20 protein-coding genes and 2 tRNA genes are annotated in these 24,470 nt (G+C 62.6%); 12 read left to right on the forward strand and 10 right to left on the reverse strand.

Annotated features, from left to right (window positions below; translation table 11 throughout):
• The first annotated feature begins 139 nt into the window (after nt 1-139).
• Nucleotides 140-1,225 carry a phosphate/phosphite/phosphonate ABC transporter substrate-binding protein gene (gene phnD / locus Pla111_RS01215; RefSeq protein ID WP_146570591.1) on the forward strand — a complete coding sequence of 362 codons (1,086 nt, stop codon included), beginning with the start codon at nt 140-142 and terminating at the stop codon, nt 1,223-1,225.
• Nucleotides 1,226-1,276: 51 nt separating this feature from the next.
• On the opposite strand, the gene Pla111_RS01220 is transcribed toward phnD, so the two are convergent.
• Nucleotides 1,277-2,089, reverse strand: a complete 813-nt coding sequence (locus tag Pla111_RS01220; RefSeq protein ID WP_197524654.1) for a TrmH family RNA methyltransferase — start codon at nt 2,087-2,089, stop codon at nt 1,277-1,279.
• 44 nt (nt 2,090-2,133) lie between these two features.
• Here Pla111_RS01220 and Pla111_RS01225 point away from each other — a divergent pair, with 44 nt between their 5' ends.
• Entirely contained in the window at nt 2,134-2,562 is a 429-nt protein-coding gene (locus Pla111_RS01225; protein WP_146570595.1) for a gamma-glutamylcyclotransferase family protein, read from the forward strand.
• Between the two features lie 7 nt (nt 2,563-2,569).
• Complete coding sequence (locus Pla111_RS01230; RefSeq protein ID WP_146570597.1) at nt 2,570-3,106, forward strand: cupin domain-containing protein; 537 nt, start codon at nt 2,570-2,572, stop codon at nt 3,104-3,106.
• A 24-nt stretch (nt 3,107-3,130) separates the two neighbouring features.
• On the opposite strand, the gene Pla111_RS01235 is transcribed toward Pla111_RS01230, so the two are convergent.
• The 3 genes from Pla111_RS01235 to rho form a co-directional block, all read right to left on the reverse strand.
• Nucleotides 3,131-5,776 (reverse strand): M14 family zinc carboxypeptidase, encoded by a 2,646-nt coding sequence (locus Pla111_RS01235; RefSeq protein ID WP_146570599.1) that lies wholly within the window; start codon nt 5,774-5,776, stop codon nt 3,131-3,133.
• A 149-nt stretch (nt 5,777-5,925) separates the two neighbouring features.
• Nucleotides 5,926-6,008 (reverse strand) — tRNA-Ser (locus tag Pla111_RS01240).
• Nucleotides 6,009-6,165: 157 nt separating this feature from the next.
• Complete coding sequence (gene rho, locus Pla111_RS01245; RefSeq protein WP_146570601.1) at nt 6,166-7,521, reverse strand: transcription termination factor Rho; 1,356 nt, start codon at nt 7,519-7,521, stop codon at nt 6,166-6,168.
• Between the two features lie 1,424 nt (nt 7,522-8,945).
• Between rho and Pla111_RS01250 the strand changes: the two genes are divergently transcribed.
• Nucleotides 8,946-10,118 carry a DUF255 domain-containing protein gene (locus Pla111_RS01250; RefSeq protein WP_146570603.1) on the forward strand — a complete coding sequence of 391 codons (1,173 nt, stop codon included), beginning with the start codon at nt 8,946-8,948 and terminating at the stop codon, nt 10,116-10,118.
• 118 nt (nt 10,119-10,236) lie between these two features.
• Here the strand turns inward: Pla111_RS01250 and Pla111_RS01255 are convergent, their stop codons facing one another.
• Nucleotides 10,237-10,899, reverse strand: coding sequence for a tetratricopeptide repeat protein (locus Pla111_RS01255; protein ID WP_146570605.1), 663 nt, complete (start codon nt 10,897-10,899; stop codon nt 10,237-10,239).
• A gap of 248 nt (nt 10,900-11,147) precedes the next feature.
• Here Pla111_RS01255 and Pla111_RS01260 point away from each other — a divergent pair, with 248 nt between their 5' ends.
• Entirely contained in the window at nt 11,148-12,131 is a 984-nt protein-coding gene (locus Pla111_RS01260) for a hypothetical protein (RefSeq protein WP_146570607.1), read from the forward strand.
• A gap of 144 nt (nt 12,132-12,275) precedes the next feature.
• On the opposite strand, the gene Pla111_RS01265 is transcribed toward Pla111_RS01260, so the two are convergent.
• The 3 genes from Pla111_RS01265 to Pla111_RS01275 form a co-directional block, all read right to left on the reverse strand.
• The gene (locus Pla111_RS01265; protein ID WP_146570609.1) at nt 12,276-12,638 is read right to left on the reverse strand and encodes a response regulator; all 363 of its coding nucleotides are present in this window, start codon (nt 12,636-12,638) and stop codon (nt 12,276-12,278) included.
• Nucleotides 12,639-12,804: 166 nt separating this feature from the next.
• Nucleotides 12,805-13,107: a polyhydroxyalkanoic acid system family protein gene (locus Pla111_RS01270; RefSeq protein WP_146570610.1), complete on the reverse strand. Its 303-nt coding sequence runs from the start codon at nt 13,105-13,107 to the stop codon at nt 12,805-12,807.
• A 91-nt stretch (nt 13,108-13,198) separates the two neighbouring features.
• Nucleotides 13,199-14,014: a (5-formylfuran-3-yl)methyl phosphate synthase gene (locus Pla111_RS01275; RefSeq protein ID WP_146570612.1), complete on the reverse strand. Its 816-nt coding sequence runs from the start codon at nt 14,012-14,014 to the stop codon at nt 13,199-13,201.
• A gap of 238 nt (nt 14,015-14,252) precedes the next feature.
• On the opposite strand from Pla111_RS01275, the gene Pla111_RS01280 reads away from it, so the two are divergent.
• Nucleotides 14,253-15,947, forward strand: a complete 1,695-nt coding sequence (locus tag Pla111_RS01280) for a sodium:proton antiporter (protein WP_146570614.1) — start codon at nt 14,253-14,255, stop codon at nt 15,945-15,947.
• Nucleotides 15,948-16,053: 106 nt separating this feature from the next.
• The gene (locus Pla111_RS01285) at nt 16,054-17,235 is read left to right on the forward strand and encodes a ribonuclease D (RefSeq protein WP_146570616.1); all 1,182 of its coding nucleotides are present in this window, start codon (nt 16,054-16,056) and stop codon (nt 17,233-17,235) included.
• 20 nt (nt 17,236-17,255) lie between these two features.
• Here Pla111_RS01285 and rfbB read toward each other — a convergent pair whose 3' ends face one another.
• Nucleotides 17,256-18,335 (reverse strand): dTDP-glucose 4,6-dehydratase, encoded by a 1,080-nt coding sequence (gene rfbB, locus Pla111_RS01290; protein WP_197524656.1) that lies wholly within the window; start codon nt 18,333-18,335, stop codon nt 17,256-17,258.
• 138 nt (nt 18,336-18,473) lie between these two features.
• On the opposite strand from rfbB, the gene Pla111_RS01295 reads away from it, so the two are divergent.
• The 5 genes from Pla111_RS01295 to Pla111_RS01315 all read left to right on the forward strand — a co-directional run bounded on the left by Pla111_RS01295 (nt 18,474) and on the right by Pla111_RS01315 (nt 23,392).
• Nucleotides 18,474-18,546: transfer RNA gene (locus Pla111_RS01295), tRNA-Gly, on the forward strand.
• A gap of 492 nt (nt 18,547-19,038) precedes the next feature.
• Complete coding sequence (tig, locus tag Pla111_RS01300) at nt 19,039-20,502, forward strand: trigger factor (protein ID WP_146570620.1); 1,464 nt, start codon at nt 19,039-19,041, stop codon at nt 20,500-20,502.
• 232 nt (nt 20,503-20,734) lie between these two features.
• Nucleotides 20,735-21,298: a ClpP family protease gene (locus Pla111_RS01305; RefSeq protein WP_231930677.1), complete on the forward strand. Its 564-nt coding sequence runs from the start codon at nt 20,735-20,737 to the stop codon at nt 21,296-21,298.
• Between the two features lie 107 nt (nt 21,299-21,405).
• On the forward strand, nt 21,406-21,993 hold the full coding sequence (locus tag Pla111_RS01310; protein WP_146570623.1) for an ATP-dependent Clp protease proteolytic subunit: 588 nt from the start codon (nt 21,406-21,408) through the stop codon (nt 21,991-21,993).
• A 109-nt stretch (nt 21,994-22,102) separates the two neighbouring features.
• Entirely contained in the window at nt 22,103-23,392 is a 1,290-nt protein-coding gene (locus Pla111_RS01315) for a hypothetical protein (RefSeq protein WP_146570625.1), read from the forward strand.
• Nucleotides 23,393-23,512: 120 nt separating this feature from the next.
• On the opposite strand, the gene Pla111_RS01320 is transcribed toward Pla111_RS01315, so the two are convergent.
• Nucleotides 23,513-24,265 (reverse strand): spondin domain-containing protein, encoded by a 753-nt coding sequence (locus Pla111_RS01320; protein WP_197524657.1) that lies wholly within the window; start codon nt 24,263-24,265, stop codon nt 23,513-23,515.
• Between the last annotated feature and the right edge of the window lie 205 nt (nt 24,266-24,470).

The raw sequence follows: 24,470 nt of genomic DNA on the forward strand, positions 1-24,470 counted from the left end.
CGGTTGCCCGGCCGAACGTTGCAACCGCATTCCATGCTGGTATGTTACCAATCCCGCGCGAGGCACGGCTTTTACGTTTTTCCGTTCCGGAAGAAAGCGGTTGTGTCGCCCCCCTTCTAGCTCTGAGGACAGCTCCGCGATGAGCGATTCACCCGCCAGCGCCATCTCTCTTGGCCGACTTTTAAAGGTGCTGCTGCCCGTTGCCCTGGTGGCGTTGGTGGTCAACGCGATGCTGCCGTCTTACGAGAAAGCGGCTCAGCAACAGCTCGAAGCGGACATGCTTGACCGGTTGCTTGGGCCGCAGATCACGACGCTCACCGAGAAATTCGAGATGATCGACAAAGACGGCGACCTGGTTTGTGACCCGCCGGCGGACGATCAATGCCAGGATCCTGAGCGGCTCGTTTTCTCCTACATCGCGGGAGCGAATCCGGACGCCGAAGGGGGCCCCGGCGCGTGGGTCGATCTCATCGCTGCGCTCTCGGAAACTACCGGCAAGCCGGTCGAGTACAAGACCTTCGAGAAGCTGGGCGATCAACTGGATGCGGTCGTGCGGGGCGAGGTGCATATTGTTGGCTTGAGCACCGGAGCGGCATCGCTGGCCGTTGCCGAGGCGGGCGTCACACCGGTCTGCTGCCCCGGAAATAGCGATGGCTCATGGGGATATACCATGAAGCTCCTCACGCCTGCGAAGAGTCCCATCACCCAGTTTGCCCAGCTCACGGGCAAGAAACTGGGGTTTGTTGATCCCAACTCCAATTCCGGCTTCAAAGCGGCATTGGTTCTGCTCTTGAAAGAAGGTTTGCAGCCCGAGCGTGACTACCAGTGGGGATTCACGGGGGGGCACGATACCTCGATCAAGGACATCGTCGCGGGAGAGCACGACGCCGCCCCGGTCGCCAGCGACCTGTTGGCCCGCCTCGTTGCTGAGGGCCAGGTCAGCGAATCAGACTTCAATGTCCTCTACGAGTCAGAGCGATTTCCGCCGGCCCTGATCGGCTACGCCCACAATCTGACGCCGGCTCTTCGCGAAGCGATTCGGGAAACGCTGCTCGGTTTCGTCTGGGAGGGTACCACCGTCGGTGAGCAGTTCGCCGGAACCGGTGCGGTCAAGTTCGTGCCGATCACCTACAAAGACGATTGGGCCAACATCCGCCGTATCGACTATGCCGTGACCGAGGCCAAGACGACGGTCTCCGCTTCGCCTGCGGCCAAAACCCCCTAGATTGCTAGTCGGCGCATGCCCTTTTGATTCCTTGAGCGAGCATTCAGGAGATCAGGGCGTGTCTCGTTGCCGTCGCGCCTCGTAGGCTAGCACGGCGGCCGTGGTAGAAACGTTTAAGCTGTCGGCGATCCCGTGCATCGGCAGCGATACGGCTGTGGCACCCAGACGGTCCCAAGCCGCCGAGAGCCCGTCCGCCTCGTTGCCCAGCACGATCGCTGTCGGTTCGCGGTAGTCGATGGTGGTGTAGGCTGCCGACGCATCGGGCCGGGTGACTACCAATTGCACGCCAAGCTCTGCCAGCCACGCGAGCGTTTCGTCTAGCGGAGCCGCGGCGATTCCCTCGCGGAACGCGGCACCAACACTGGCTCGAATGACATTGGGATTGTCGAAGTCCGCCAGAGGATCAACCGCCACCACGGCATCGATGCCCGCGCCGTCGGCGGTCCGCAAGATCGCGCCCAGGTTGCCCGGCTTTTCGATCCGTTCGACAATCAGCAGCAGCGGATTGGGGGGCAGTCTGAGCCGCTGCAGCGGCCGCTCGCAACGTTGGGCAACCAGCACCACGCCATCGGCCCGATCCCCGAAAGCCAGCTTGCTGAAGGGGTCAGCGGCGACCTGCACCAGTGGCACCCCACGCACCTCGAGCGCCTGGCAGGCCTCGGTGATCCGCGGACCGGTAGCCCCCTCCAGCACAAACGCCTCGACGGGCGTGACGCCCGCTTGCAGGGCGCGGAGTGTTTCCCGTGCGCCATCCACCAACAACAGGCCCGTCTTACGACGCTGACGGCTGTCCCGCAGCCGCGCTGCCTGCTTCAATCGGGCATTATGACGACTGCTGATCGGGGGTGGTGGCGGAGCGTCCAAGCGATGGCGCGACCCAGTGGCCGCGGACTGTAAGGCAAACAAAAATGACAGTTTCTGCCAGCAACGATTCAGCTCAACCGATCTTAACCCCAACGGGCCTGCTGTTCACCTACGGCACGCTGATGTTCGAGCCGGTCTGGCTGCGTGTGGTCGGCCGAAATCGACCGAGTCTGCCGGCGGTTGCCGCGGGATGGTCGGTGCGGTGCGTGGCGGGGCGGCCCTATCCAGCCATCGTCTCAGACCCCGACGCGATCGCGACCGGCAGGCTCTACCAGGGCCTCAGCGAACGGGACTTTGCCCGCCTGGATCGCTACGAAGGAGCGGAGTACGAGCGGCGAGCGATCGACGTTCGTCTGGCCGACAATTCGATCCGCCAAGTCTTTGCCTACGTCGCGCGACCCGCGCCGTACTGCCGGGTGAGCACCGAGTTATGGGACCCCACAGCCTTCGCGGCTGAGCACCTTGTGGAGTGATCTTCAAATGAAAACAAGCGAACCCACCGCCGCAGAAGTGATCCGCCTACTGGATCTCGAACCGTTGCCCGAAGAAGGGGGCTTCTATCGCGAGACTTTCCGTTCAAGACGGAAGCTCGTGCCGGGGTGTTTCGGACCCGAGTACGAGGGCGAACGCGACGCGCTCACCGTGATTTACTTTCTCGTAACTCCCGAATCGCCATCCGCATGGCATGTGCTGCCGAGCGACGAGGTTTTTCTGTGGCACGCCGGTGCCCCGGTTGCGATGCTGCTTCTGCCGAACGGAGGACCCGCTCAAGAGTTGCGTTTGGGGGCTGATCTGCTGTCGGGGGAGCGGCCCCAGGCGGTGGTTCCTGGCGACGTCTGGCAGGGCTGTCGGCTAGCCGATCGCAACGCGGCCCCCGGCTGGGCGCTACTGAGTTGCTTAGTGGCCCCGGGCTTTGATTTCCGCGACTTCCACGTCGCAACGCCTGAGGAAGTCGCCGGGCTAGCCGAACGCTTCCCCTTACAGGTAGAAGAGATCGGGCGGCTCGCCCCACGATAAAATTGGCACTTCGGCGTGAGCGATCTACGGACTACCAACCTCCGCCTGGCCTTCGCCCCGTGCGAACGCGATCAGTGCGGGTCCGTAGTCTTGCCATAGTGCCTCGGCTCCGCGGTCTTGTTCGCTCGCGAAAAGTTCCAGCGTGATGATCGGCTTGCCCAGTGTTTCGCCCACATACGATCCGAGCGAACCGGGCCGTCCCCCGAGTTTTTCAACCGGCAGTCGTCCACCGATCGCCCGACTCATGGCGGTTGCGATCGCTTGCCCCGGACCGTCGTAGTCGATGCACTCCAGTGGTTGATGGATGCTGAGCACCCGCGTCGGCGGATAACGCCGCAGGGCACGCAATAGCGCTGCCGACTCGGGCTCCGACAGCGGACGCTCGCCGTGCCGGGTCGCTTCGGTGCGATTGCCGGCGGGGAAGTTACGGTTCAGATCCACACCGTTGCGATTGAAGCGTTCCCCTGCCGCATAACCGTCGGGATTCGCGATGGGGGTCATCACGATCTGACGCGGCAGCCGCGGATCGTCTTGCTCCACAAGCCACTCCTCGAAGCGCTGCATCAAGGGGGTTCCCGCGGGCTCGCTGCCGTGAATGCTTGCCAGCATGAAGATCGTTTCGGGCCGAGCGCCGGTCGGCTCGGGATGGCTCCAGACGCGGGCCAGGATCGGCTGGTCATCGAGGCTGCGCCCCAGCTCAACTTCTTCGATGCCCGTGGGAAGGGCAGGGAAACGCTTCTCGGGGGAGAGCCGAACGGTGATGCTTGCCCGGCCGTCCTCGCGGGCCGATGTTGTCCAGCGGAGCAGGGTCACCCCTTCGAATGGTGGTCCGTACTGCCCGGGCCGCGGGCGATGCGGCTCAGCAGTCCAGGACCCGGCTGCGAGACTTTCTGCCGTTATAGTCAGCGTTTCTTTGCCAGCCGTTAGCGTTGCCACGGTGCTGCCCTCGATCACTGCCGCGTGGGTACGGGTGACGAGTGTCCACACCACGGGAGCGCCCGGAAGAATCCCCGTCAGTTCATCGTGGATCGTGACAACGCTGGCGGAAGCATCGAAGTCGAAACGCCGCTCGGCTGACTCCGCGACAGCGGATAGCGGGCCGCTTAGGTCGATCGTTGCGCTGCCCCGATCGGGCGTTTGGTCAGTGTCCAGCGGATCGAAGGACGTGATGGCCGCATTCTCTTGAATCTCAAAAGGCTTGTCGGAAATGGTCAGCGTGTTGTGCGATTCGTTCCGATACGGAGAAATCTTCCAGCGATCTCCGTCCGGCTTGCGATCAAAGAGCTTGACCCCTTGCGCTTCGAGCCGATGGTACGCGATCATGCCTAGATCGCTTGCCCAGCGGACCCCGTTGGCTTCGAAGATAAACGAGCCCGCATCCATATGGCCGTGGTTGATCCCTGCCTTGCCGCCTTTTGCCGCAAGATACATGGCACGCGGGTTGTTCCAAGCGGTCCGGAACATCACCACCGGCTGTACGCCGCGCCCCCGCCAGCTACGCGGCAGGGTTTGGCGCGTTGAAGTCTTTGGCTGGGGCGAGGCAGAAACACACCAGAAAGGCGTGAAGGCGTCGAAGTCAGAATCGTGGCTGAGCGCTCGATCCAGTGGTGTGTCGAGCGATCCTTGTTGCCGACTCATCCACACGCGTAAGGCAGGTTGCCCGGTCTTTTCTAGGCAATCCGAGAAATTGAAAAGCAAGCCTGTTGGGCCTTGCGCTTGGTCAAAGAACCGGTCGCTCGCTAAGAACCCGGGCGATTCTGCCAACCCAAAGTCATCGCCCCAACCGGTTCTCAGCGCGTCGATCGCCAGCACTTGATACGAAGTTCCGTAGACCCAGTAAGAGGGCCCTTCGGGATACACCCCATCCGGTCCGTACTGAGCGAGGGCCCTCGGCATGTGATCGCGTGCGCGGGTCAGCACCTCCGCCGCCAGCGCTGGCTCGTCCTCGGCGATCGCGAGAGCGGCCATGGTGAGCCCTCCCAGGCAAACCTGGCACCAGTTGTGCTCCGTTGAGACCCACCAGGGATCGCTCAGCACGTGGCGGAGCGCTTTGTCTACCAGGGCCTGCTGTAGCTCGTTTCGAGTAGTTTCCGATAACTCTTCGTACAACCAGTCGTAACCAATCGCGACGGCCGCTGCCATCTCGGCCGTATCAAGGAAGTGGTTCGGATGCCAATCGGTGAACGCCGCGATCGCCAGCAACTCTTCTTCCGCGCGTTGTGCGAAGCGTTTGTCATCGGTCAGCTGAAAAGCGAGCGACCATAGCGACACCCGCCGCAGCGCTTCGCGTGAAACCGACAGCAAACGCTTCCCGGCCAGTTTGCGTTCGGACAGAGGGGCGGCAAGTTTTTCCTCGGCCCGTTCGATGAGCGTTTGCAACTCGGCTGCAAACGCTGGGTCGTTATTACGCCGCTGTCGCACTGCTGCCAGACGTTCGGGAGTTGCGATCACCCGCGGGTGCGCGGGACGTAACTTGGTGAGGATCTCGGACGCCGTCAGAGCTTTGTCGGGGGCCGCTTTGACTGCCGATGGGGGGGCCGACAGAGCCAGCTCTCCCCTCGCTGCGAAGGCTGCGGCAAAGACCGCAATCACCACCAAGCCGCTGAACCGCTTCGCAGCCAACGCGCTGTTAGATCGGGATAACGAGAGCCGTGCGGAGTGTGAACGCATTACAGAAGACCTCTCAATGAGTCGTAGCGGTCTGAGCCGCAACGCAGTCAGCCGGCAGGTGACAGCCACGCGGCGAAATCTTGCTTGGCTGACAAAACAAAAAAAGGGCGTCTACCCCGCGGGGAGACGCCCTTGATTCTACTTGCGAGCGGAGGGCACGGGAGTCGAACCCGCAACCGGTAAACCGGCGCCTGAATTCCAATCAGGGTGCTAGCCAATTCGCTTACCCTCCGGGGTCCGGGGCAACGGGCGTGGCTCCGCCTAGTTGTTGTCCCCGTCGCCTGGCAAGTTGCCTCGCCAGAGGTCGTTATTGAAACCGATCCGAGCGGTGCCGTCGAGCCGATGTGAGACGTGCAGTTTCAGCGCGGCCGGCCTCGGCAAAGAGGCCGTCAGTTCATGGCTCCAGCGCCTTGGATCAGGTTGATAAACTCGCTGTTGCTCTTGAACTTGCCCAGTTTGGTGGTGAGTTGCTCCATCGCGTCGATGTGGTGCATGCTTGCCAGGGTGCGGCGGAGCATGGTGGCGGCATGCAGAGTGTCGGGCGGCAAGAGCTTTTCTTCCCGCCGGGTGCCCGACTGCTCCAGGTCGATCGCCGGCCAGATCCGGCGGTCGGACAGCTTGCGATCCAGCACCAATTCCATGTTGCCCGTGCCTTTGAACTCCTGGAAGATCAGGTCGTCCATCCGGCTGCCCGTTTCGATCAGGGCCGTGCCGACAATCGTCAGCGAACCGCCCTCCTCGAAGGCCCGCGCGGTGGCGAAAAGCTTCTTGGGGATGTCCATCGCTTTGATGTCGACACCGCCCGACATGGTGCGGCCCGTGTTGCCAACCCACTTGTTGAACGCCCGCGCTAAACGCGTGATCGAGTCCATCAGCAGAAACACGTCTTTGCCCATCTCGGTCAGGCGCTTGCAGCGCTCGATCGTGAGCTGCGCGAGCCGCACGTGCGACTCGACGTCGCAGTCGAGGCTGCTGGCGAGCACCTCGCCCTTGACGCTGCGGCGCATGTCGGTGACCTCTTCGGGGCGCTCGTCGATGAGCAGCACCATGAGATTCACGTAGGGGTAGTTCTCGCTGATCGCGTGGCTGATCTGCTGCGTCAGCACCGTTTTGCCCGTCCGCGGCGGAGCGACCAGCAGCGCGCGCTGACCCTTGCCCAGCGGTGTCAGCAGGTCCATCACCCGGGTGCTCAGAGGCTCGGGGCCGGTCTCGAGCCGGTACCATTCCTCGGGAGTGATCGGCGTGAGATCGTCGAAGGACTTGGTGCCAAGGTAATCCTCTGGCTTGCGCCCTTCGACATCGAGCAGCTCGCGCAGACGAGGGCCCTGATCGCGGCGTTGTTGCTGCACCATACCGCTGATGAGCAGGCCTTCGCGCAACCCGTACTTCTCGATCATCGTGCCGGGGACGAACGGATCGGTTCGCTCGCGGACGAAGTTTGTGTTGGGGTCGCGGAGAAAGCCGTACCCATTGGGGTGCATCTCCAGCACCCCAGCCGCCGGGGAGAGTTCGCCCATCGGGGCGTTGTCCAGCTCGGCCTCGCGTCGCGGGTCATAGCCGCCGTAGCCACCCTGGCCACCGCCACCGCCGCCGCCGCCGCCGCTACGGCGACGTCCGCCGCGGTAACCACCGCCGCCGCCACCGCCGCCGCCACCGCCACCGCCGCCGCCTTGTCCGCCGCCGCCGCCGTTGTTGTTGTTATTACGTCCGCGGTAACGACCGCCGGACCGGTTCTTCTTCGCCATATCGATTTAGTTATCGGATGCTTGCGACGCCGGGCCCCGCTTCGGCGGAGGTTGCGTCGGCGAGCGATCTCTCGGCAGCTGCCGTTGAGCGCTCAGTTGTGGTAGTGAAAAATTAAATTGCAGGGGGGGAGGGGCGGCCGAACGGCGACGCGCACCAAGCGCTAGAATCGAGAATGACTCGCGTTAGAGAGGTGGGGCAGTAAACCGAACCGAACCTTGATAGGCGGGTTTCGGTTGGGCTGGCCTCGGGGGAAAGGGTTTCGACCTCATGTCGGGCCACCGCCGTGAGCGGCCGTTGCTTCCGCGGCGACGTTGCTTTCACCAACGAGCCACAGAGGGATTTAATCCACCGCTTGGCTGCCGTTTCATTGGCAGCGGTGCGGCGACGCGAAGGAATCGCAGTATCTTTTTATAACGGCTGGGCTGGAGGAGCGTCGAGCTGGCGGAGCGTCGAAGCCCTGCTTTGCGGTCGACGAGCCCAAAACTCGTCGCGCCAGTAGCCTTGTCGCGCCAGTAGCCTTGTCGAGCCAGTCGCCTTGTCGAGCTGATAGTCTCGGGGTTGTATTGCCGGCTTGCCGTAGGCTTCGATCAGCCTGTGGCAGACCTTTAACGACAGCCCTTTATCGAGAGCTAAAAGCTCTCAGCGGGTTTTGTCGAAGCGGAAGACAGCGTCCGCGGGTTTATCTAAATTTCGGCAATGGGTTAGCAGCCACCCGTGCGTCACCCGGGACGCACCCTGGTGAGAATCCGGTGTGGCTTCCGTCGAACACGCCAGCCGCTCATGCGGGGTGAGACGCGTAGCGAAGGAAAACAGCTTTCTCAGGATGCCGTCAGGCCCGGAACGTCTCGCAACAAGAGCGGCTCCGGTCCCCCCTCACTGCCAAATCACTTCGGCAAGCGGGACGTAGCTTTCAGACCGCAAAAATCTTGCTCAAGCACCAACTCGTTGGCTTGGGCTGATTGTCGCTGCTGATACCCGAGAGGCCCCAGCCTGGCACACGCTAGCAAGCGTGGTCCCCTGCTGAGGGTTTAACGCAGATGGCATAAGAACGAGCGGTAGCTCGCTTGCCGGCAGCAGGCCAGCACTCTCTGCCTCTGGCGCGAAGTATTGCTCCCCCCACCGGGCATGTCAAGTTAGACAAGGCGGATTCACACCGAATTTATCTGGCAAAGCCAGCTTCTTCCCGGGCGGAGAAACAGCCCCTGCTGCTCCTCTTACGATACGAATGCCCGCAAGGTTCGAGGGCTTGCCGCGACTCGCACCGACCCGACCCGGACCGGACAATCTGAAAAATCGAGCCAGGCGGCATATTTTACCCAAAGCGACCCCCGTCGGTTCTCCGATATCACGACTAACGGGCTGCTCATTGGCGTAGCGCCCGCCTGGCTTTCCGTAATTCTATCGCCTGCCGAGGTCTGTCGTGATGCGTTCTCCGATCCGATCGCTAGCTGTTGTGGTGCTGCTCACCGCGACAACCGCCACTCACGCAGAGAATGCCATCCCCTGGCGGACCGACCTGCGCGCCGCCATGGCCGAAGCGCAGCAATCGAACAAGTTGGTTCTGCTTCACTTCTGGACCGAAAGCTGCGGACCGTGCCGTCTGCTGGACCAGCGCGTCTTTACGCAGCCTGGCATGGCAGGTGCCATTACCGCCAATTATGTGCCTGTCAAAGTCAACGCCGGCGAGCACCCTGAACTGGCCCAATCGTACGGCGTCACGCGGGTGCCGACCGATGTGGTGGCCGACAGCCAGGGGCAGGTGATCCGCTCGTACGTTAGCCCGGCGACGCCGATGGCTTACTTGGGTGTCTTGACGGAGATGGCTGTCGCCCAGCGCGGCAAAAGCTCTCCCTACGACAACCTGATGGCGGCGGCACCCTATCGTACGAACCAAACGACATCGGACCTGCCCCCGGCAAACCGTCTCGGTAATCAGTCGAATCCTGCCGTCCCTTCGGCCCCGATGGCTTCCGCACAGCAGGTGATGCCCGCCGCGACGCCCGCCGGCTCGAATGCCAACCCGTACTACAGCGAACCTGCCGCTGCCGCCCCGCCTGCGGCTACGGTCGCAGCGCAGCGTTCTACGACGGTGCCGCCGACAGTGCCGCAGGATAAGCTCCCGTCGCTTGCCGCAACCAACGTTGCACCGACGACGGTTGCGAGCAGCACGCCCCGCCAGGCTACCCCGGCCTCACAAACAGCCGCACCACAGCTGCCGGCCGGCAGCCCGCCGCTGGCGTTTGATGGTTACTGCCCGGTTTCGATGAAGCGCGATTGGGCCTGGAAGCAGGGCGATGTCCGCTACGGTGCGATCCACCGGGGCCGCACATACCTGTTCACCTCTGCTGAGCACCGCGATACGTTCCTCGCGACGCCCGATGATTTTGCCCCGGCCTTGTCGGGAGCTGACCCGGTCCTGGCGGTCGATCAACGACAGAATGTCGCCGGCTCGCGGCAGTACGCCGTCGAGTACCGCGGCAAGTTCTTCTTCTTTGCCAGCGAAGAAACCCTTAGCCGGTTCTGGACGAACGCCGACGGTTACGCCAACGGTGCCGAACGCGTCGCCGCGGCCACGAGCGATACGGTTGTTCGCTAAGAGCGATTAGGCCGATGAAGAAAAGGCCCTCAAGAAACTTGCCGGCATGCGGGATCAATCGGATTCGGTACCGAACGCCCGAGGGCATTCGGAAGCCTTCCGCTCAGACGCGCGCAGTTCATTCGTCGCGGATGGTTCGCTGCAGCTGGATCACGTGAGCGCGAACCTCTTCTAGACCGGGGTTGAGTCGCAGCGCGCGGCGGAACGATTCGAGCGCGGCCATCGGATTGTCTTGCATGAGGTAGCACTGCCCCATGCCGACCGCCGCGGTGAAGTGGTACGGATTGATCTCGAGTGCTTGGTGGCAGTTGCGCACCGCCGCTTCGTACTGAGAGAGGTGGTAATGTGCCGTGCCGCGCTGGCACCACGCTTCGGCGATCCACGGAGAGTCGTGGATAAGTTCGGTTGATAGGCTGATGGCGTCCTCATAGCGCCGCGCCTGATTCAGCCGGACAACGTTGCGCAAGGTGAGGCGTTGCTCGCGGCTGCCAACGCGGGTCCACAGCTCGCGGATGCCGTTCTCTGCCAGGGTGCGAACCGCCCGGTCGCGGTCCGTCAGAGCCCGTCCTAGCGTGCTGTTGGCCGCATAGTCGCCCATGAATCCGATTGCCAGCACGGCACCTCGCCGCGCGGCCCGATCGCCCATCAGCGCCAGTCGTTCGAGCGTTGCGCAGGTGTAGCGCTTCGCAACAATCTGGACAAAGGCGGCTGAATCCTGATTGGTCAGATAGCCTTCATAGGCAGCGACGATCAACGGGCTGCGTAGCGAATGATCTTCCACGGCGGCGGTCTCGTTCCAGAGGACGCCGACGCTTTCCCTGGCGCCGTTGTCGCGGTTAACGGGCGGCGTCGCTTCGTGCGACGTTTCCCTCGGGTTGTTCTGGGCTTCTCGACAGACTCGCGTCACAATCAAGGCAAGCCACGCGGCCGCGTCGTCGTGTCGCAGCTTCGAGTTTAATCGCGGTTGAATCCCCGACAATCAAAAAAGACGATCCCCTCGTAACCGTGTGGAATAAGGTAATTCACGGCGTGATTGACTTGACAAAGCCTTGCCGCGAGGTCTCGCTTGCCGCTGTTATGACGGTGGGCGCGCTGGTCTTGGCGAGCAACGCCCCGGCGCTTGCAGGGTCTCAGCAGAGTGATGATCCCCTGGCGCGCCGTATCGATGTCGTGTGGCGTGATGTGCCCCTGTCACAGGCAGCGCACCGCTTAGCCCAGGTGGTGGAGGTCACGGCCTTTATCGATCGGCGGCTTGACCCGCACGCGCGCGTAACGCTCCGCGCCAACGGGGTCTCTGCACGCGATGCGTTTCTGCAGCTAGCGCAGCAAGTCGAGGCGGTGATCGTTGATCGGGCCGAGCTGGTTTATCTGGGCCCCTCCGAAGGGGCCGCGACGCTGGTCGCAGCACCGCCGCTCGGATCGGCACCGCGCGCTACCCAGCGATTGCTCAAGCGCAAGAAAAAGATCGTTTGGAATCGTCTTGCCATGCCCCGCGAGATCATCGAGCAAGCGCTCGCCGAAGAACGGATCACGATCGAAAATGCCAACCTTGTGCCACACGACTTGTGGGACGCCGGCACGTTGCCAACCGCTCCGGTCGCCGACCAGCTTTCGGTTCTGTTGACGGGTTTCGGCCTAACTTGGCACGCCGACCCCCAGCGCACGGGGGTGGTCGTTCTCGAGCTGAGTAACGCCACCGCGCAGCCGATCGCCCCGCGCTTGACACCGCGGGAAACGCCGCCGGCCGGCGTGCCGTCCGCTGTTGCCGTCGAGCAGCAGCGTTACACGCTCCGCGTGCAAGAACAGCCGCTCGAGGCGGTGCTCGGCCAGATCGCCGAGCGATCGGGCATGGAGCTGCGGATCACACCGGGAGCGGCACCGATTGCAGCCCAGCGGACCAGTTTCTCGGTGCGTGAAGCGTCGCTCGACGAGCTGCTCGAAGCAGCTGCCGCGTCGGCGGGACTCGTCGTGCGCCGCATCGAGAGCATCATCGAAGTAACGACGGTTCGGTGAGCGGGCTGAGCCCTAAAAATGAACAGCGTAGTAAAGAACACCATTAAAAAACGAACACCGTCGCGGCAGATGCCGGACGGTGTTCGGAAAGTTGATTGGTGAGTTTCTGGGTGGGGTCTGGTGTCCGCCCCAAGCTGAGGGGAATCAGCAGCCGTGCTTCTCGAGCTTCTCGCGAAGCGTATCAGCCGTGAAGGGCTTCACCAGGTAATCGGAGACGCCTGCCTGAATGGCTTCCAGCACGCGTGCCTTCTCCGCCTCGGTCGTCACCATGATGATCGTGACGTCTTTGTCCTTGGCACGGACCTCTTTGATGACGTCCAGGCCGGTCTTGCGCGGCATGTTCCAGTCGGTCAGAACCAGATCGAACTTGCCCGGCTCAAAGAGGTTGATCGCTTCCTCGCCGTCAGCAGCTTCGACCGCGCTAGGAACGCCAACGGCATTCAACGAGCGGAGGATGATCTTCCGCATGGTGCTGGAATCGTCGGCAACTAAAACTCGGGCGCTCATCGGGGGGGCTCCTGTCGCGTCGGTCGCGGACCGGTTTCGAATGAAAGGGCCGCGATCGCGTATTGATCGGGCGGACGCCGAAACTTAGGTCACGACAGGGGGCAGTCAAACGAGCAGCACGGTGTTTCGGTTCTCCACCTTTTAGGGGCCGCGCATGACCGGCCGGTTATTTCAGCAGCCGGTTGAGCTGCTCTTCGATGGCACCGGTGATCTTGCCTTTGAACATGGCGGCGGCGAACGGAAGGTCGCCCGAAACGCGGATTGCCGCATCCTCTACGGCGAGATTGCCCTGAATCTTGAAACCGAAGGTCGTAAACCCGAACGACAGAGTGTCCCCCTCCCAGGTTTGCTCGAGGCCGGAAAGCTGGTCTGAGTACTTTGCGCGGAGCATGTCGGAGAATCCGTGCAACCGATCACGCGCCTGCTCACGGCCCAGATTGTGGGGGATCGAGACTTCGAATTTGGGCATCGATTCGCTTGGATTGAGGGGGGTAGAAATCGCAGCGGCAACGGAGCGCGGCAGCGGGGGCCGGGCGACCACGAGATGTCGCCACAGGCCGCTAAGAGTCTGTCAGGACGCCCCTAAGAGGGAAGGGGGGCCGTGCTGCGTGGGAGCGGATGGTTTTGGCGAGTTGTCTGACGGCGGCCTCGTCGATCGTTCCTGTGCGACCGCCGTGGCAAGCCGCCCCGCGAACGCCGACCAGCCCGCCGCCACCAACTTTGACCAGCAGTTCGGCTACGCGGGCAACCGCCGACGCATCGAGCCGACCGGCCACTACCACATGCACGCCAGCGCATTGGGCGGTTCGGAGTAAGCGCTCCAGCTCGTCCCTTTCTAGGCATTCTAATAGGGCCTTGGCCCCAGGAGACTTGTCCCAGGTGTCTAACACCAGCCATGACGAACCGGCCTGGGCCGTAGCACTAAGCGCTTCGGCGGGCGGCGGCGCGTTGGCCGCCTGATGATCGGCATAGGCTGCCAGAACGGGCAGCGGCCGATGCGCAGACGCGACTGCCATGAGTCGAGCGTATTGGGACCGCCAATCGGTCTTGGCCGCCCGGGCAAGCCCGAACTTGACGATCGCCACGCCCCTGGCAGCAGCAAGATCGGGCTCGCGGAATTCTGGTGGGCTGACCGCATCGACCAACTCACCCCCGGCAGCGGTCAAGGGTAAGCGGTTGCCGATCCTCTTGGAGATGGCACAGACGGTCTGCGCCGAGGGCGCTCCTAGCGGTCCGGCGCTGGGCTCTTTGACATCAATCACGTCCGACCCCCCCGCGAGGGCCGCGGCGGCTTCGGCGGCCGAGCGGACGCTGACGAGCAGTCCGCATGAGCCCGGAGCGATGGCAGGCAGGAGTGTGTCTGACAAACCGATCAACGAGGGGCCAAACCGTTACGAAAGGGAAAATGAGTTCCTGCAACCCACCGATTTGCCGTAATTTACGAGCGCGATAGACGTGCCGCAGGTGCGGGGCTACCTTTTCAGCTCTCGGGCGGTTCGACAAGTCAGTTGTTCCCCAAGCCGCTTGGCCCACGATCCCCCCCCCGGGATGGTGGCGAGCTGCCCGTTGCCGACCTTCTTCGCCGCATTGGCGATTCTCACACCTTAGCTGTTCATGTCCGATACCGCCTCGCACGACGCTGACACCTCGCACCACCATGCTGTCCCGACCGCGCGCCCGGTAGTTACGGCAATTCTGGTCGTCGCGTTGATCTACGCCGGAGCGCTTGCGCTTGGCTTGCCCCAGAAGGGGACTCAGATCGTTGTGGCTGCCGCCGCTGCGCACCACAACGAGGATCACGGCCAGGATCACGGCGATGCGGATCACGCCCCGCAGGAGGGTGCCGAGAGCAGTGCCGCTGAATCGGCTGATACCGATGGGGGGAGCGAGTCCAGCCACGAAGACGCCGGCCACAGCCACGGCCACGCTCCGCTGGCGGCCCCGCCGATCGGGACCGTCACCCCGTTCGTACTGCTGCTGCTGTCGATCGCGGTGCTGCCGTTGATCCCCGCTACCGCGCACTGGTGGGAGTCCAACACCAGTCGCTTTATGGTTGCCGCAGGCCTGGGAGTGGTGACGCTGCTGTACTACGGGTTCTTGCACGAAACTCCGATCGATGGCCACTGGCCAGCCCATTACGTGTCGGCTCCCGACGCCTCGGGGTTCAATCTGGGGTTGGTCCGTACGATCTTCGAGAACGCGGTGCTCCAAGAGTTCATCCCGTTTATCGTGCTGCTGTTCAGCCTGTACACGATCTCGGGAGGCATCCGTATCGAGGGCGACCTCCAAGCCAATCCGATGACCAACGCCCTGTTTATGGCGGTGGGAGGAGTGCTGGCCAGTTTTATCGGGACGACCGGCGCGGCGATGCTGCTGATCAGGCCGCTCCTTGAGACCAACCAAGAGCGTAAGCACGTCGTTCACACGGTCGTGTTCTTTATTTTTATCGTTTGCAACTGCGGCGGTTGTCTGCTTCCTATTGGCGATCCGCCCCTGTTCTTGGGCTACTTGCGCGGGGTCGATTTTTTCTGGACGCTCAATCTGTGGCAGGATTGGTTGATGTGCAACGGCCTGCTGCTGCTGGTTTATTTGCTGCTGGATGAGCTCGCTTACTATCCACGCGAGACCGAGGCCGATATCACGCGCGACCTGCGTCAGATCCGCGCTCTCAAGTTCAGCGGCTTGGCGGTCAACGGCCCGCTTCTGCTGGGGGTTGTGGCGGCGGTGGCCCTGCTGGACCCCTCGAAGCCCTTGCCGGGCCTCGGTTGGCACCCCTGGATGTATCTCCGCGAACTCGTGCAACTGGGGCTCGTTGGGCTCTCGTTGAGCCTGGGCAGCTATGCGGTGCGGGTGGCAAACGGCTTCAATTATCACGCGATTGTCGAGGTGGCCGCGTTGTTCAGCGGCATCTTTATCTGCATGCAGCCCGCGCTGCAGATCCTTGGCGTACAGGGTGCGCAGCTGGGAATCGACACGCCGATGCAGTTTTTCTGGATCACCGGAGGCCTCTCGAGCGTGCTCGATAACGCGCCGACTTACGTGGTCTTCTTTGAGACCGCCAAGACTCTCGTCACGGGCGAGGGTGCCAGCCTGGTTGCCGGCGTTGAGGAAAAGCGGCTCATGGCGATCAGCTTAGGAGCGGTTTTCATGGGCGCGATGACCTATATCGGTAACGGCCCCAACTTCATGGTCAAAGCGATCGCCGAGAAGTCGGGCGTGCGGATGCCCAGTTTCTTTGGCTATATGCTGTACAGCTTCGCCTTCCTGCTGCCGGTTCTGGCGTTTGTGGCTTGGCAGATGTTTGGCTAAGAGGCGGAGAATCGCCGAGCAAGTCGGTCTGTCGGCAATCGGTCGGCGCGACTAAGCTATCGCTTTCTCGCTCAGATTCTTGCCTCTCGCCCCCCCGCCACCTTAAGTGTCTTACGAAGCCGTTCTGACCGATTCCGACCTAGCGAGCCTGTGTGCGCGGCTCGCCGGATCGAAGCGGATTGGTTTCGATACCGAATTTGTCTCGGAGGATACGTTTCGCCCCGAGCTGTGCTTGGTGCAGGTGATCGGCGATGACGGGTTGCCCGCGGTCATCGATCCGCAGGGCATTGATGACATGACCCCCTTCTGGCGTCTGCTAGCCGAGGGAGATCACATCACAATTGTCCACGCGGCCCGTGAAGAGCTCAATTTTTGCCACACCGCGATCGGTCGGGCCCCGGCCAACGTGTTCGACACGCAGCTGGCTGCGGGCCTGTGCAGCGCCGAGTATCCGGCCGCTTACAGCTCCGTGGTGCAACGCTTCCTTGGCAAACGTCCGTCGAAGGGCGAGCAACGCACCGACTGGCGCCGCCGCCCGCTGACCGATGCCCAGATCGACTATGCCTTGGAAGACGTGCGGTATCTGTTTGCGCTGCACGACAAGATCATCGCGCGGCTTGAGCAGCACGGCCGGATCGATTGGCTGGCCACCGAGATGGACGGTTTCTTGACCGAGGTTGATGACTCACGCACCCGCCAGCGGTGGCGTAAGGTGTCGGGTATCGGTGCCTTGCCGCTCCGCAGTCTGGCAGTGGTTCGCGAGGTTTGGCAGTGGCGTCAGCTCGAAGCGGAACGCCGCGACCTCCCACCACGCCGCGTCTTGCGTGATGATCTGATCGTGGAATTGGCGAAGAAAAAGTCGGATCGCGAAGACAAGATCCGATCGATCCGCGGGATGCTGCACGGACAGCTCAAGAAGTCGATCCCGGATATCGCTTTGGCGGTCCGTCGCGGGCTTGAGGCATCGACTGACGACCTGCAGGGCCCGCGCCGCAAGCCGCCGCCGCCGCAGCTCAATCTGCTCGGTCAGGTTATTGCTCCGGCTATCACGAGCCTGTGCAACCGTGCCGAGATTGCCGCCAGCCTAGCTTGCACCGCAACCGACATCCGCGAGTTGATCAGCTATCGCCTCGGTTTTTCTGGCGAGGGCGAAGATCCGCCGGCGCTCGCTTCGGGTTGGCGTGCCGAGCTGATCGGTAACCTGATCGACGATCTGCTGGCCGGCAAGCGCGCTATCCGGATCAGCGATCCCAACTGCGAGCAGCCGCTCGAATTCACTTCGCTGTGATCGGTCTTGGACCGGAGACGCTAGCGATAGCGAGCCAGCCGCTCAAGGGCGGCAGCGATCCAAGCCGGATTCTCCAATCGCCAGCGGACGACGCTCGCCAGTCCCTGCTCGAACCCAATCCGCGGAGACCAGTTCAGCTCGCGACAGATTTTGTCGGTATTGAGGGCGTAGCGGCGGTCGTGTCCCGGGCGATCCGCCACGCGGGTCACGAGTTGTCGCGTCGAGATCGCCTCCGCACCGTTGGCGGCTAGGGCCGCATCGATCTGTTCGCAAAGCAACTCGATTGTTTCGGCGTTGGTGTGCCGATCAGCGGCCCCGATGTGGTAGGTCTCACCTGCCACTCCGCGTTCGGTTACGGCTAGCAATGCCTCGCAGTGGTCGTCCACATGCAGCCAGTCACGCACCTGTTGGCCGTCTCCGTAGAGCGGGATCGGCTGCCGGGCCAGTGCCCGTTCGATTGCCAGCGGGATCAGCTTCTCGGGGCACTGCCGGGGCCCGTAGTTGTTGGTGGCGTGCGTAACGATCGCCTGGAGTCCGTAAGTCGTCTGGTAGGCACGCACCAGATGGTCGGCGGCCGCCTTGGTGGCGGAGTAGGGAGAACTGGGGGCGTAGGGGTCGCCCTCGTGCGATTCCTTGGGGGCCGCGATCGGCCCATACACCTCGTCGGTCGAGACATGCACCATCAACAGCCGGTCTGATTCGTCGGCTGCCAGGCGATCACGGTAGTCTCGCCAGGCGGCGAGCACCGCAGCGGTCCCCAGGACGTTGGTGTGCACAAACGCCTGCGGAGCCATGATCGAGCGATCGACGTGGGACTCTGCCGCTAAGTGGAGCAAGGTGTCGGGGCGGAAGCGGGCGATGGCGTTGCTAACCGCGACGAGATCGGCCACATCGGCACGGAGGAACTGGTAGCGTTCTTGCCCGTCGATCGGGGTGACCGACTCGATCAGGCCGGCGTAGGTCAGCAGGTCGAGGTTCAGCACCTGGCGCGCCGCCCCCTCGCCGGGCCTGAGGAGCCTACGGATCAGCGCACTGCCAATAAATCCGCAGCCTCCGGTAACCAGAATTCGCTCAGATTGGCGGCGACAGAGGGCGGTCACGGCAAGAAAACAGGGGCGGGGGGCACAGGGGCCAGGGAGCTTAGTCAGCGGAGCGGCCGTCGGGGCTCAAGCCAGAGGCCCTTGAATGCCGAACGAGCACAGATATACTCCACCATAGTCGCTTACCAGCGACGGCACGCGGCTGTAGCTCAGTTGGTAGAGCATCACGTTGCCAACGTGATTGTCGTCGGTTCGAATCCGATCAGCCGCTCTTATTCGAGCGTTTCAAAGATAGCGTCGAGTTTTTTGGGCGGGGTACCCGATTCTGGTGCTCCGTTTTTTCTTTGGTGCCTTTGTTTCTCCGCCTTTTCACGAACGGAAGGGTCGCCGGAGTAGAAGCAAGGCAGGCTGTCGGTCTTGTGCAATTTGGGCCTTGGTCGCAGCGAATTTGCTTGCCGGCCCGCCCGCGGGGCCGGCGGGGACGACGAAATCCGCTGGACCCCCTGCCGACGGATCGTCGATGAGCCTTCCAAGGCCCTCCTACATCGCGACCCGCCTCACAAGACGTTTGGTGGAAGTTTACAACTGCTCTGCGGCTTGCCGAGCGGTTTTTGGGCCGAGTTTGTCCCGGCATGCCCCTTCTCGGTGCGGGGTTAGTGAAGGTAAGCTCTGCGGTTTCCGGTCGAGTTAAGCTTCCCGGTCGATCTGATCCGCCGCCAGGGTGGCGCGACAGGAACCGCAAATCACGCGATAGAGACAGACGATGGCAGACGATGAAGACCTGGGCGCCGAAGTCGCCGTGGAAGAAGAGCCGCAACCGCTAAGCCTGCAGGTTGAGGTCGAAAAACCGAGCCCTTGCGAGCGTCGCATCGCCGTGACGGTTTCTCGCGAAGATATCGATCGGTATCTGGACAACGCCTACAGCGATCTGATGTCGAGTGCTTCGGTACCGGGATTCCGGATCGGTCGGGCCCCGCGAAAGATCGTCGAGCAGCGTTTTCGCGACGATATCATCGAGCGGGTCAAGGGCTCGCTCCTGATGGACAGCCTCTCGCAAGTGAGCGAAGAGCAAGACTTTGCCGCGATCAGCGAACCGGATCTCGATCTGGAAGCCGTCGAGATTCCCGACGAAGGTCCGTTGACCTTCGAGTTCAGCATCGAGGTCCGCCCCGAGTTTGCCCTACCCAAGTGGAAGGGTCTCAAGCTCAAGCGTCCGACCCACGAATTTACGGATGCCGAAGTCGATCAGCAGATCGAGCAGATGCTGGCGCGTTACGGTCAGCTAGCTCCGCACGAAGGCCCGACCGAGGCCGGCGGCTACATGGTCGTCAACCTTGTCGCGACGGCTGACGGGGCTGAGGTTGCTCGTGATGAGGACCGCCTGGTGCGGATCCGCGAAACGCTGAGCTTTGTGGATACGCGGCTCGAAGGGTTCGAGAAGTTGGCCGCTGGCAAGAAGGCGGGCGATCGCTTCCAGGCCAAGGTCAAGCTCACCCAGGATGCGCCCAACGAGGAACTTCGTGGCAAAGAAGTCGCGATCGATTTTGAAGTGCTTGAGGTCAAACGGCTCCAGCTGCCCGAGCTGACCGAGGAGTTCCTTGACGAGCTTGGCGAGTTCGAGTCCGCCGAGGCTTATCGGACGGCCGTCAAGCAGAATCTCGAGCGTCAGCTCGAGTACGCCCAGCAGCAGCAGACCCGCAAGCAGATCAGCGCCCTGTTGACCGAGGCGGCCAACTGGGACCTGCCGCCGAGCCTGCTGAAGCGCCAAAGCGTGCGCGAGCTGGAGCGAGCCGTGATGGAGCTGCGTCGCAGCGGTTTCAGCGAAGCCGAGATCCGCGCCCGCGAGAACGAGTTGCGTCAGAACAGCGCCGCTTCAACCGCCGGTTCGCTCAAGGAGCACTTCATCCTCGAGCGCATCGCGGAGGAGGAGAACCTGGACGTGGAAGACGGCGATTACGATCGCGAGATCTTCCTGATGTCGCTCCAGAGTGGCGAGTCGCCGCGCCGCGTTCGGGCCCAGATCGAGAAGCGGGGCCTGATGGACGTGTTGCGTAACCAAATCATCGAACGGAAGGTGATGGATCTGGTTCAGGGAGCAGCCGATTTCGACGACCAACCTTACGAACCGCCGAAGCAAACCGTCGAGGCAATCCCGTTTGCTGTGGGGGGAGCCGAGGGAGATATCCCCCAGGCGACCGAAGACGCCCCGGCCGACGATAAGAAGTAAGAGCCCGGTGCCGCAACGCGGCCCGATCCCCCCGGACTTGTAAGAGAACGGGAAGCCGACGGACGCGCCCGCTACCGGGTCGTTCGCGATCCCCCAGGCAGAAGGAGCTGACATGAGCGATCGCAGCGCTCGGGAAAACGGACCGTTCCTGGCTACGGCCTCCACCGTGTGGGACGCCCACAGCGGACCGATTGAGCCGCGTGCCGCACGCGAGTACCAGCGCCAGCGTCAGATGACGCTGGGCGACTTGCTGCTCGAGAACCGCGTGATCTTTCTCCAAGGAGAGATCTACGACGGCAACGCGAACGAATTGGTGATGAAGCTGCTCTACTTGCAGAGCGAAAACCGCCGCAAGGACATCCACTTCTACATCAATTCGCCGGGCGGAAGCGTCTCGGCAACGCTCGCTATTTACGACACCATGCAGATGATCACCTGCCCCGTGTCGACCTACTGCGTTGGCCTCGCGGCGAGCGGGGGGTCGGTGCTGCTGGCCGGCGGTGAAAAGGGCAAGCGGTTCGCTCTGAAGCACTCAAAGGTCATGATCCATCAGCCACACGGTGGCGTTGGTGGTCAGGTCTCGGACATCGAGATCCAGGCCCAAGAGATCATCAAGACGCGTGAGACCCTCAACGGGATCCTCGCCGGTGATACCGGCAAGACGACCGACGAGATTCTGAAGGCTTGTGACCGCGACTATTACTTGACGGCGGAAGAGGCCAAGGCATTCGGCTTAGTCGATGACATCCTCACCAAACCGCCTGGTTCCGAGGAAGACGGTGCCGACAAGGACTGAGCCTGACTCGCCCTCACCAACCCCTCGCGAGACCGCCGGCCCGCCCGGCCGTTTTCTCTCCCCCACGCCACCCGGCCTGAACGCCGACCACGGACGGAGCCCCTGCCATGCCACTCATCCCCTACGTTATCGAGAAGAGCGGCCGCGAAGAGCGGGCGATGGACATCTACAGCCGCTTGCTGGTAGATCGCATCGTGATGCTCGGATCGGGCATCAACGACGAGGTCGCCAACAATGTGGTGGCGCAGATGCTGTTCTTGCAATCCGACGATTCCAAGAGCGACATCCATCTGTACATCAATTCGCCCGGGGGCAGTGTCACGGCCGGCATGGCGATCTACGACACTATGCAATTTGTCACGTGCGACGTGGCCACGTACTGCATGGGCCAGTGTGCCAGCATGGGGGCCGTGCTGCTCGCTGCCGGTACCGCCGGCAAGCGGCACGCGCTGCCCAACAGCCGCGTCATGATCCACCAACCGCTGGCGGGCATGCAGGGCACCGCCGAAGACATCCTCATCCACGCCACCGAGTATCGGAAGACCAAGGACAAGCTCAACGCAATCCTGGGCAAGCATACAGGCAAGAGCCTTGAGCAGCTCCAGCAAGACACGGATCGCGATAACTTCATGTCCGCGGAAGAGGCCCTTGAGTACAAGCTCGTCGATAAGATCATCGAGAGCATGCACGGCTAAAGGCGCGTCGGGCATCAAGGGCTCGTGCCCTTGCGCTGCTAGCATCGGAGCGTGTTCTGGGCTGGCTCTGTCTTGACGCGGAGCGGGACGCTCTTGTATTTCCTGCCCGATGCGAATCTCGCGGGCGATCTCGGTACGCACCAGTGGCAGCACGTCCTGTTTCGGACGGCTCGTCATTCTCGCTTGCCTTGCGCCGCTGGGCTGCACGAGCAGCGGCAAGCAGATGCAGGCCGACCTGTATCAGCGAGAGCTGCGGCTCCAAGAAGACGAGATCTATCGGCTGGAAGACTGTCTGTGCGAGTACCAAGACTTGGTGCGCGGGTATCGGGCCGAAGTAGCCGAACTGAAGCGGGACCTTGAAACCGCTGGCGCAGGGTCATCAGCACCAACAAGAAAAAAATCTTCCTCTTCGAGCTTGCTGTCGCGTGATCCCGAGCCGCTCGAGTTTTCTCGGCCACAGCTGCCTGGCGACGAGCCACGCGGCGGGTCCGATCGCTCCGGCGCGAGCGAGCGCGTCGAGTCGTTTGAACTGCCGGAGGAGGCACCTCCTTTTCAACCAACGCTTCCCGACAGCGCGGCACCTGGTAGCGCGGCTGAGCCGCTCGATGCGGCCCCGCTTTTCCAGCCGGGACCGACCGACTCCAGCCAAATAGAACCCCAGCGGGCCGAACGGATCGATCGGCTTGCTGTGGCTCCCCTTGAGCTTACCGCGGTTGCTGTCCCCCAACCGAAACGGGACGCGGTGCCAGAGTTGATTGCTCCGGCAGGCGTTGCGATTGCGGGCCCGAAGGAGCCTGCTCCGTTTGCCGGCATGGCTCCGCCCCTGCCTTTCGCCCCGCCGGCGCGGACGATGCGGAGGCTTCCCGAGGCCGGAGCCGTTGAGCGCGTCGTGCTTTCGGCGCTGCCGAGCACCGACCCACAAGACGGATCGCCACTCTTGTTGGCAACGCTGAGGCCGCTAGTTGAGGATGAGCCGAGTCGCTTTGCCGGCACGGTCTCGCTGATGCTGATCGATCCCCACGCCGTAGAAGCCGAACGTTACTTAGCACGCTGGGACTTCAACCAAGAAGAAGTCGCTCTGGGAGTCGATTCGCAGGGGGTGATCAGGCTGTCGCTGGCACTGCCCGATTCGTATGCGACCGCCCCGCCAGAGTCGCTGCAACTCTGGACAAGAATGATCGACGATCAGGGGCGCAAGACGCTCGCGACCATTGACTGGCCGGCAAAGAGTACCGATGTAGGTTTCGCGAGCGCTGAACAATCGAGAGCGGAAGAGGTTGCTCAGAACCAACAACCCGAACTGATGCCGGAAGTTCAAAAGAGCACGCCGCAAGAGTGGCAACCTTCTCAGCAAGACACAACGATAAGGGTCGCCAGCTTTGACGAAGATCAAGAATAGTTGTGCGACGAACATAGACGCAACGGCCTAGTCCCACGAGAAAAAAACCGTTGAGAGCGCGCCCCAATGGCTAACGCCCTCAACGGTGTGCGAAGTGGTGTGGGAGGACTCGCGGGGCGCTTATGATCGGCGTCGGGCACCAGCGGCAGCCATGACGATCGTGCCGATCAAGCCGAGCGAAGCGGGCTCGGGGACCTGCGAGATCGTGATCCGTGCGATCAGATCGCCGGCACCCGGTGCGGCACCGACCGCCACGTTGAAGCCCGCGGGGGTGCCGGTCCCCTCAAAGTTGGCAAGCCCGGTGTGCAGGGCTACGACCCCGCCTTCGTCAGTCGCTGTGCCACCGACGGTCGAGAAAGCCGCGCCAAAGGTATCATTCACTTCCGTGCCGGAGTCCCAGATGTTCGACCCAAAGATCTCGATCACCCGCGTTCCGTTGAACTCGCCCGCCGCATTAAAGATCTCGTAGGCGGTCGGGTTGCCGTTGCCGATGAAGGCGTCGTTAGAGGGAATCACCATCGAGGCGTAGCTGAAGTAGCGATATCCGGCCGGGTTGATCGGTGTCACCTGGGTGGTCGCGGTCTCGCCGGCGTCGATGATCGGTGCCCCCGGGAAACCCGCCGGGTTGGCGATCACGCCCTGCAGACGACCGGGAGCGGCGAACTCACCTTGGAGCACGCTGACGATGCCGTCTTCCGCCAGCGCTTCAAGACCGGGTGAGGCCGGCGAACCCGGGCTGAACAGGTCGAACGAGCCATTGTGAAATCCGTACCAAACCGGGGTCAGAAAGAACCCATCAGTTCCGGAAAGATTCTCGACGGTGATCGTTAACGGTTGCGCCACCGCTGCTGAGGAGACGAGCAGGGCAGCCATTGTTAGTGCCAATCGTTGCATCTTCTTGTAGTCCTTGAGGGTTTGTGATCGCCGCCCACGCCGAGCAAGTGTCGGCTACGTTCGAGAGTTTGCGGGGCAAACCTTTCGAACAATCTGGCCCAACACAACACGGCTTGTTTGGCGATCGTGATGTCAAACTTAAGGACCCTTGCGACGCGTCAGCATTGGTCGCAGGGTTAGTCGG

Origin of the sequence: Botrimarina hoheduenensis (assembly GCF_007859815.1) — a bacterium.
GTDB classification, from domain to species: domain Bacteria; phylum Planctomycetota; class Planctomycetia; order Pirellulales; family Lacipirellulaceae; genus Botrimarina; species Botrimarina hoheduenensis.

Coding starts and splice junctions, on each gene's coding strand:
- phnD (WP_146570591.1), top strand. CDS start 140: ATGAGCGATTCACCCGCCAGCGCCATCTCTCTTGGCCGACTTTTAAAG.
- Pla111_RS01225 (WP_146570595.1), top strand. CDS start 2,134: ATGACAGTTTCTGCCAGCAACGATTCAGCTCAACCGATCTTAACCCCA.
- Pla111_RS01230 (WP_146570597.1), top strand. CDS start 2,570: ATGAAAACAAGCGAACCCACCGCCGCAGAAGTGATCCGCCTACTGGAT.
- Pla111_RS01235 (WP_146570599.1), bottom strand. CDS start 5,776: ATGCGTTCACACTCCGCACGGCTCTCGTTATCCCGATCTAACAGCGCG.
- rho (WP_146570601.1), bottom strand. CDS start 7,521: ATGGCGAAGAAGAACCGGTCCGGCGGTCGTTACCGCGGACGTAATAAC.
- Pla111_RS01250 (WP_146570603.1), top strand. CDS start 8,946: ATGCGTTCTCCGATCCGATCGCTAGCTGTTGTGGTGCTGCTCACCGCG.
- Pla111_RS01265 (WP_146570609.1), bottom strand. CDS start 12,638: ATGAGCGCCCGAGTTTTAGTTGCCGACGATTCCAGCACCATGCGGAAG.
- Pla111_RS01270 (WP_146570610.1), bottom strand. CDS start 13,107: ATGCCCAAATTCGAAGTCTCGATCCCCCACAATCTGGGCCGTGAGCAG.
- Pla111_RS01280 (WP_146570614.1), top strand. CDS start 14,253: ATGTCCGATACCGCCTCGCACGACGCTGACACCTCGCACCACCATGCT.
- tig (WP_146570620.1), top strand. CDS start 19,039: ATGGCAGACGATGAAGACCTGGGCGCCGAAGTCGCCGTGGAAGAAGAG.
- Pla111_RS01305 (WP_231930677.1), top strand. CDS start 20,735: ATGACGCTGGGCGACTTGCTGCTCGAGAACCGCGTGATCTTTCTCCAA.
- Pla111_RS01310 (WP_146570623.1), top strand. CDS start 21,406: ATGCCACTCATCCCCTACGTTATCGAGAAGAGCGGCCGCGAAGAGCGG.
- Pla111_RS01315 (WP_146570625.1), top strand. CDS start 22,103: ATGCGAATCTCGCGGGCGATCTCGGTACGCACCAGTGGCAGCACGTCC.
- Pla111_RS01320 (WP_197524657.1), bottom strand. CDS start 24,265: ATGGCTGCCCTGCTCGTCTCCTCAGCAGCGGTGGCGCAACCGTTAACG.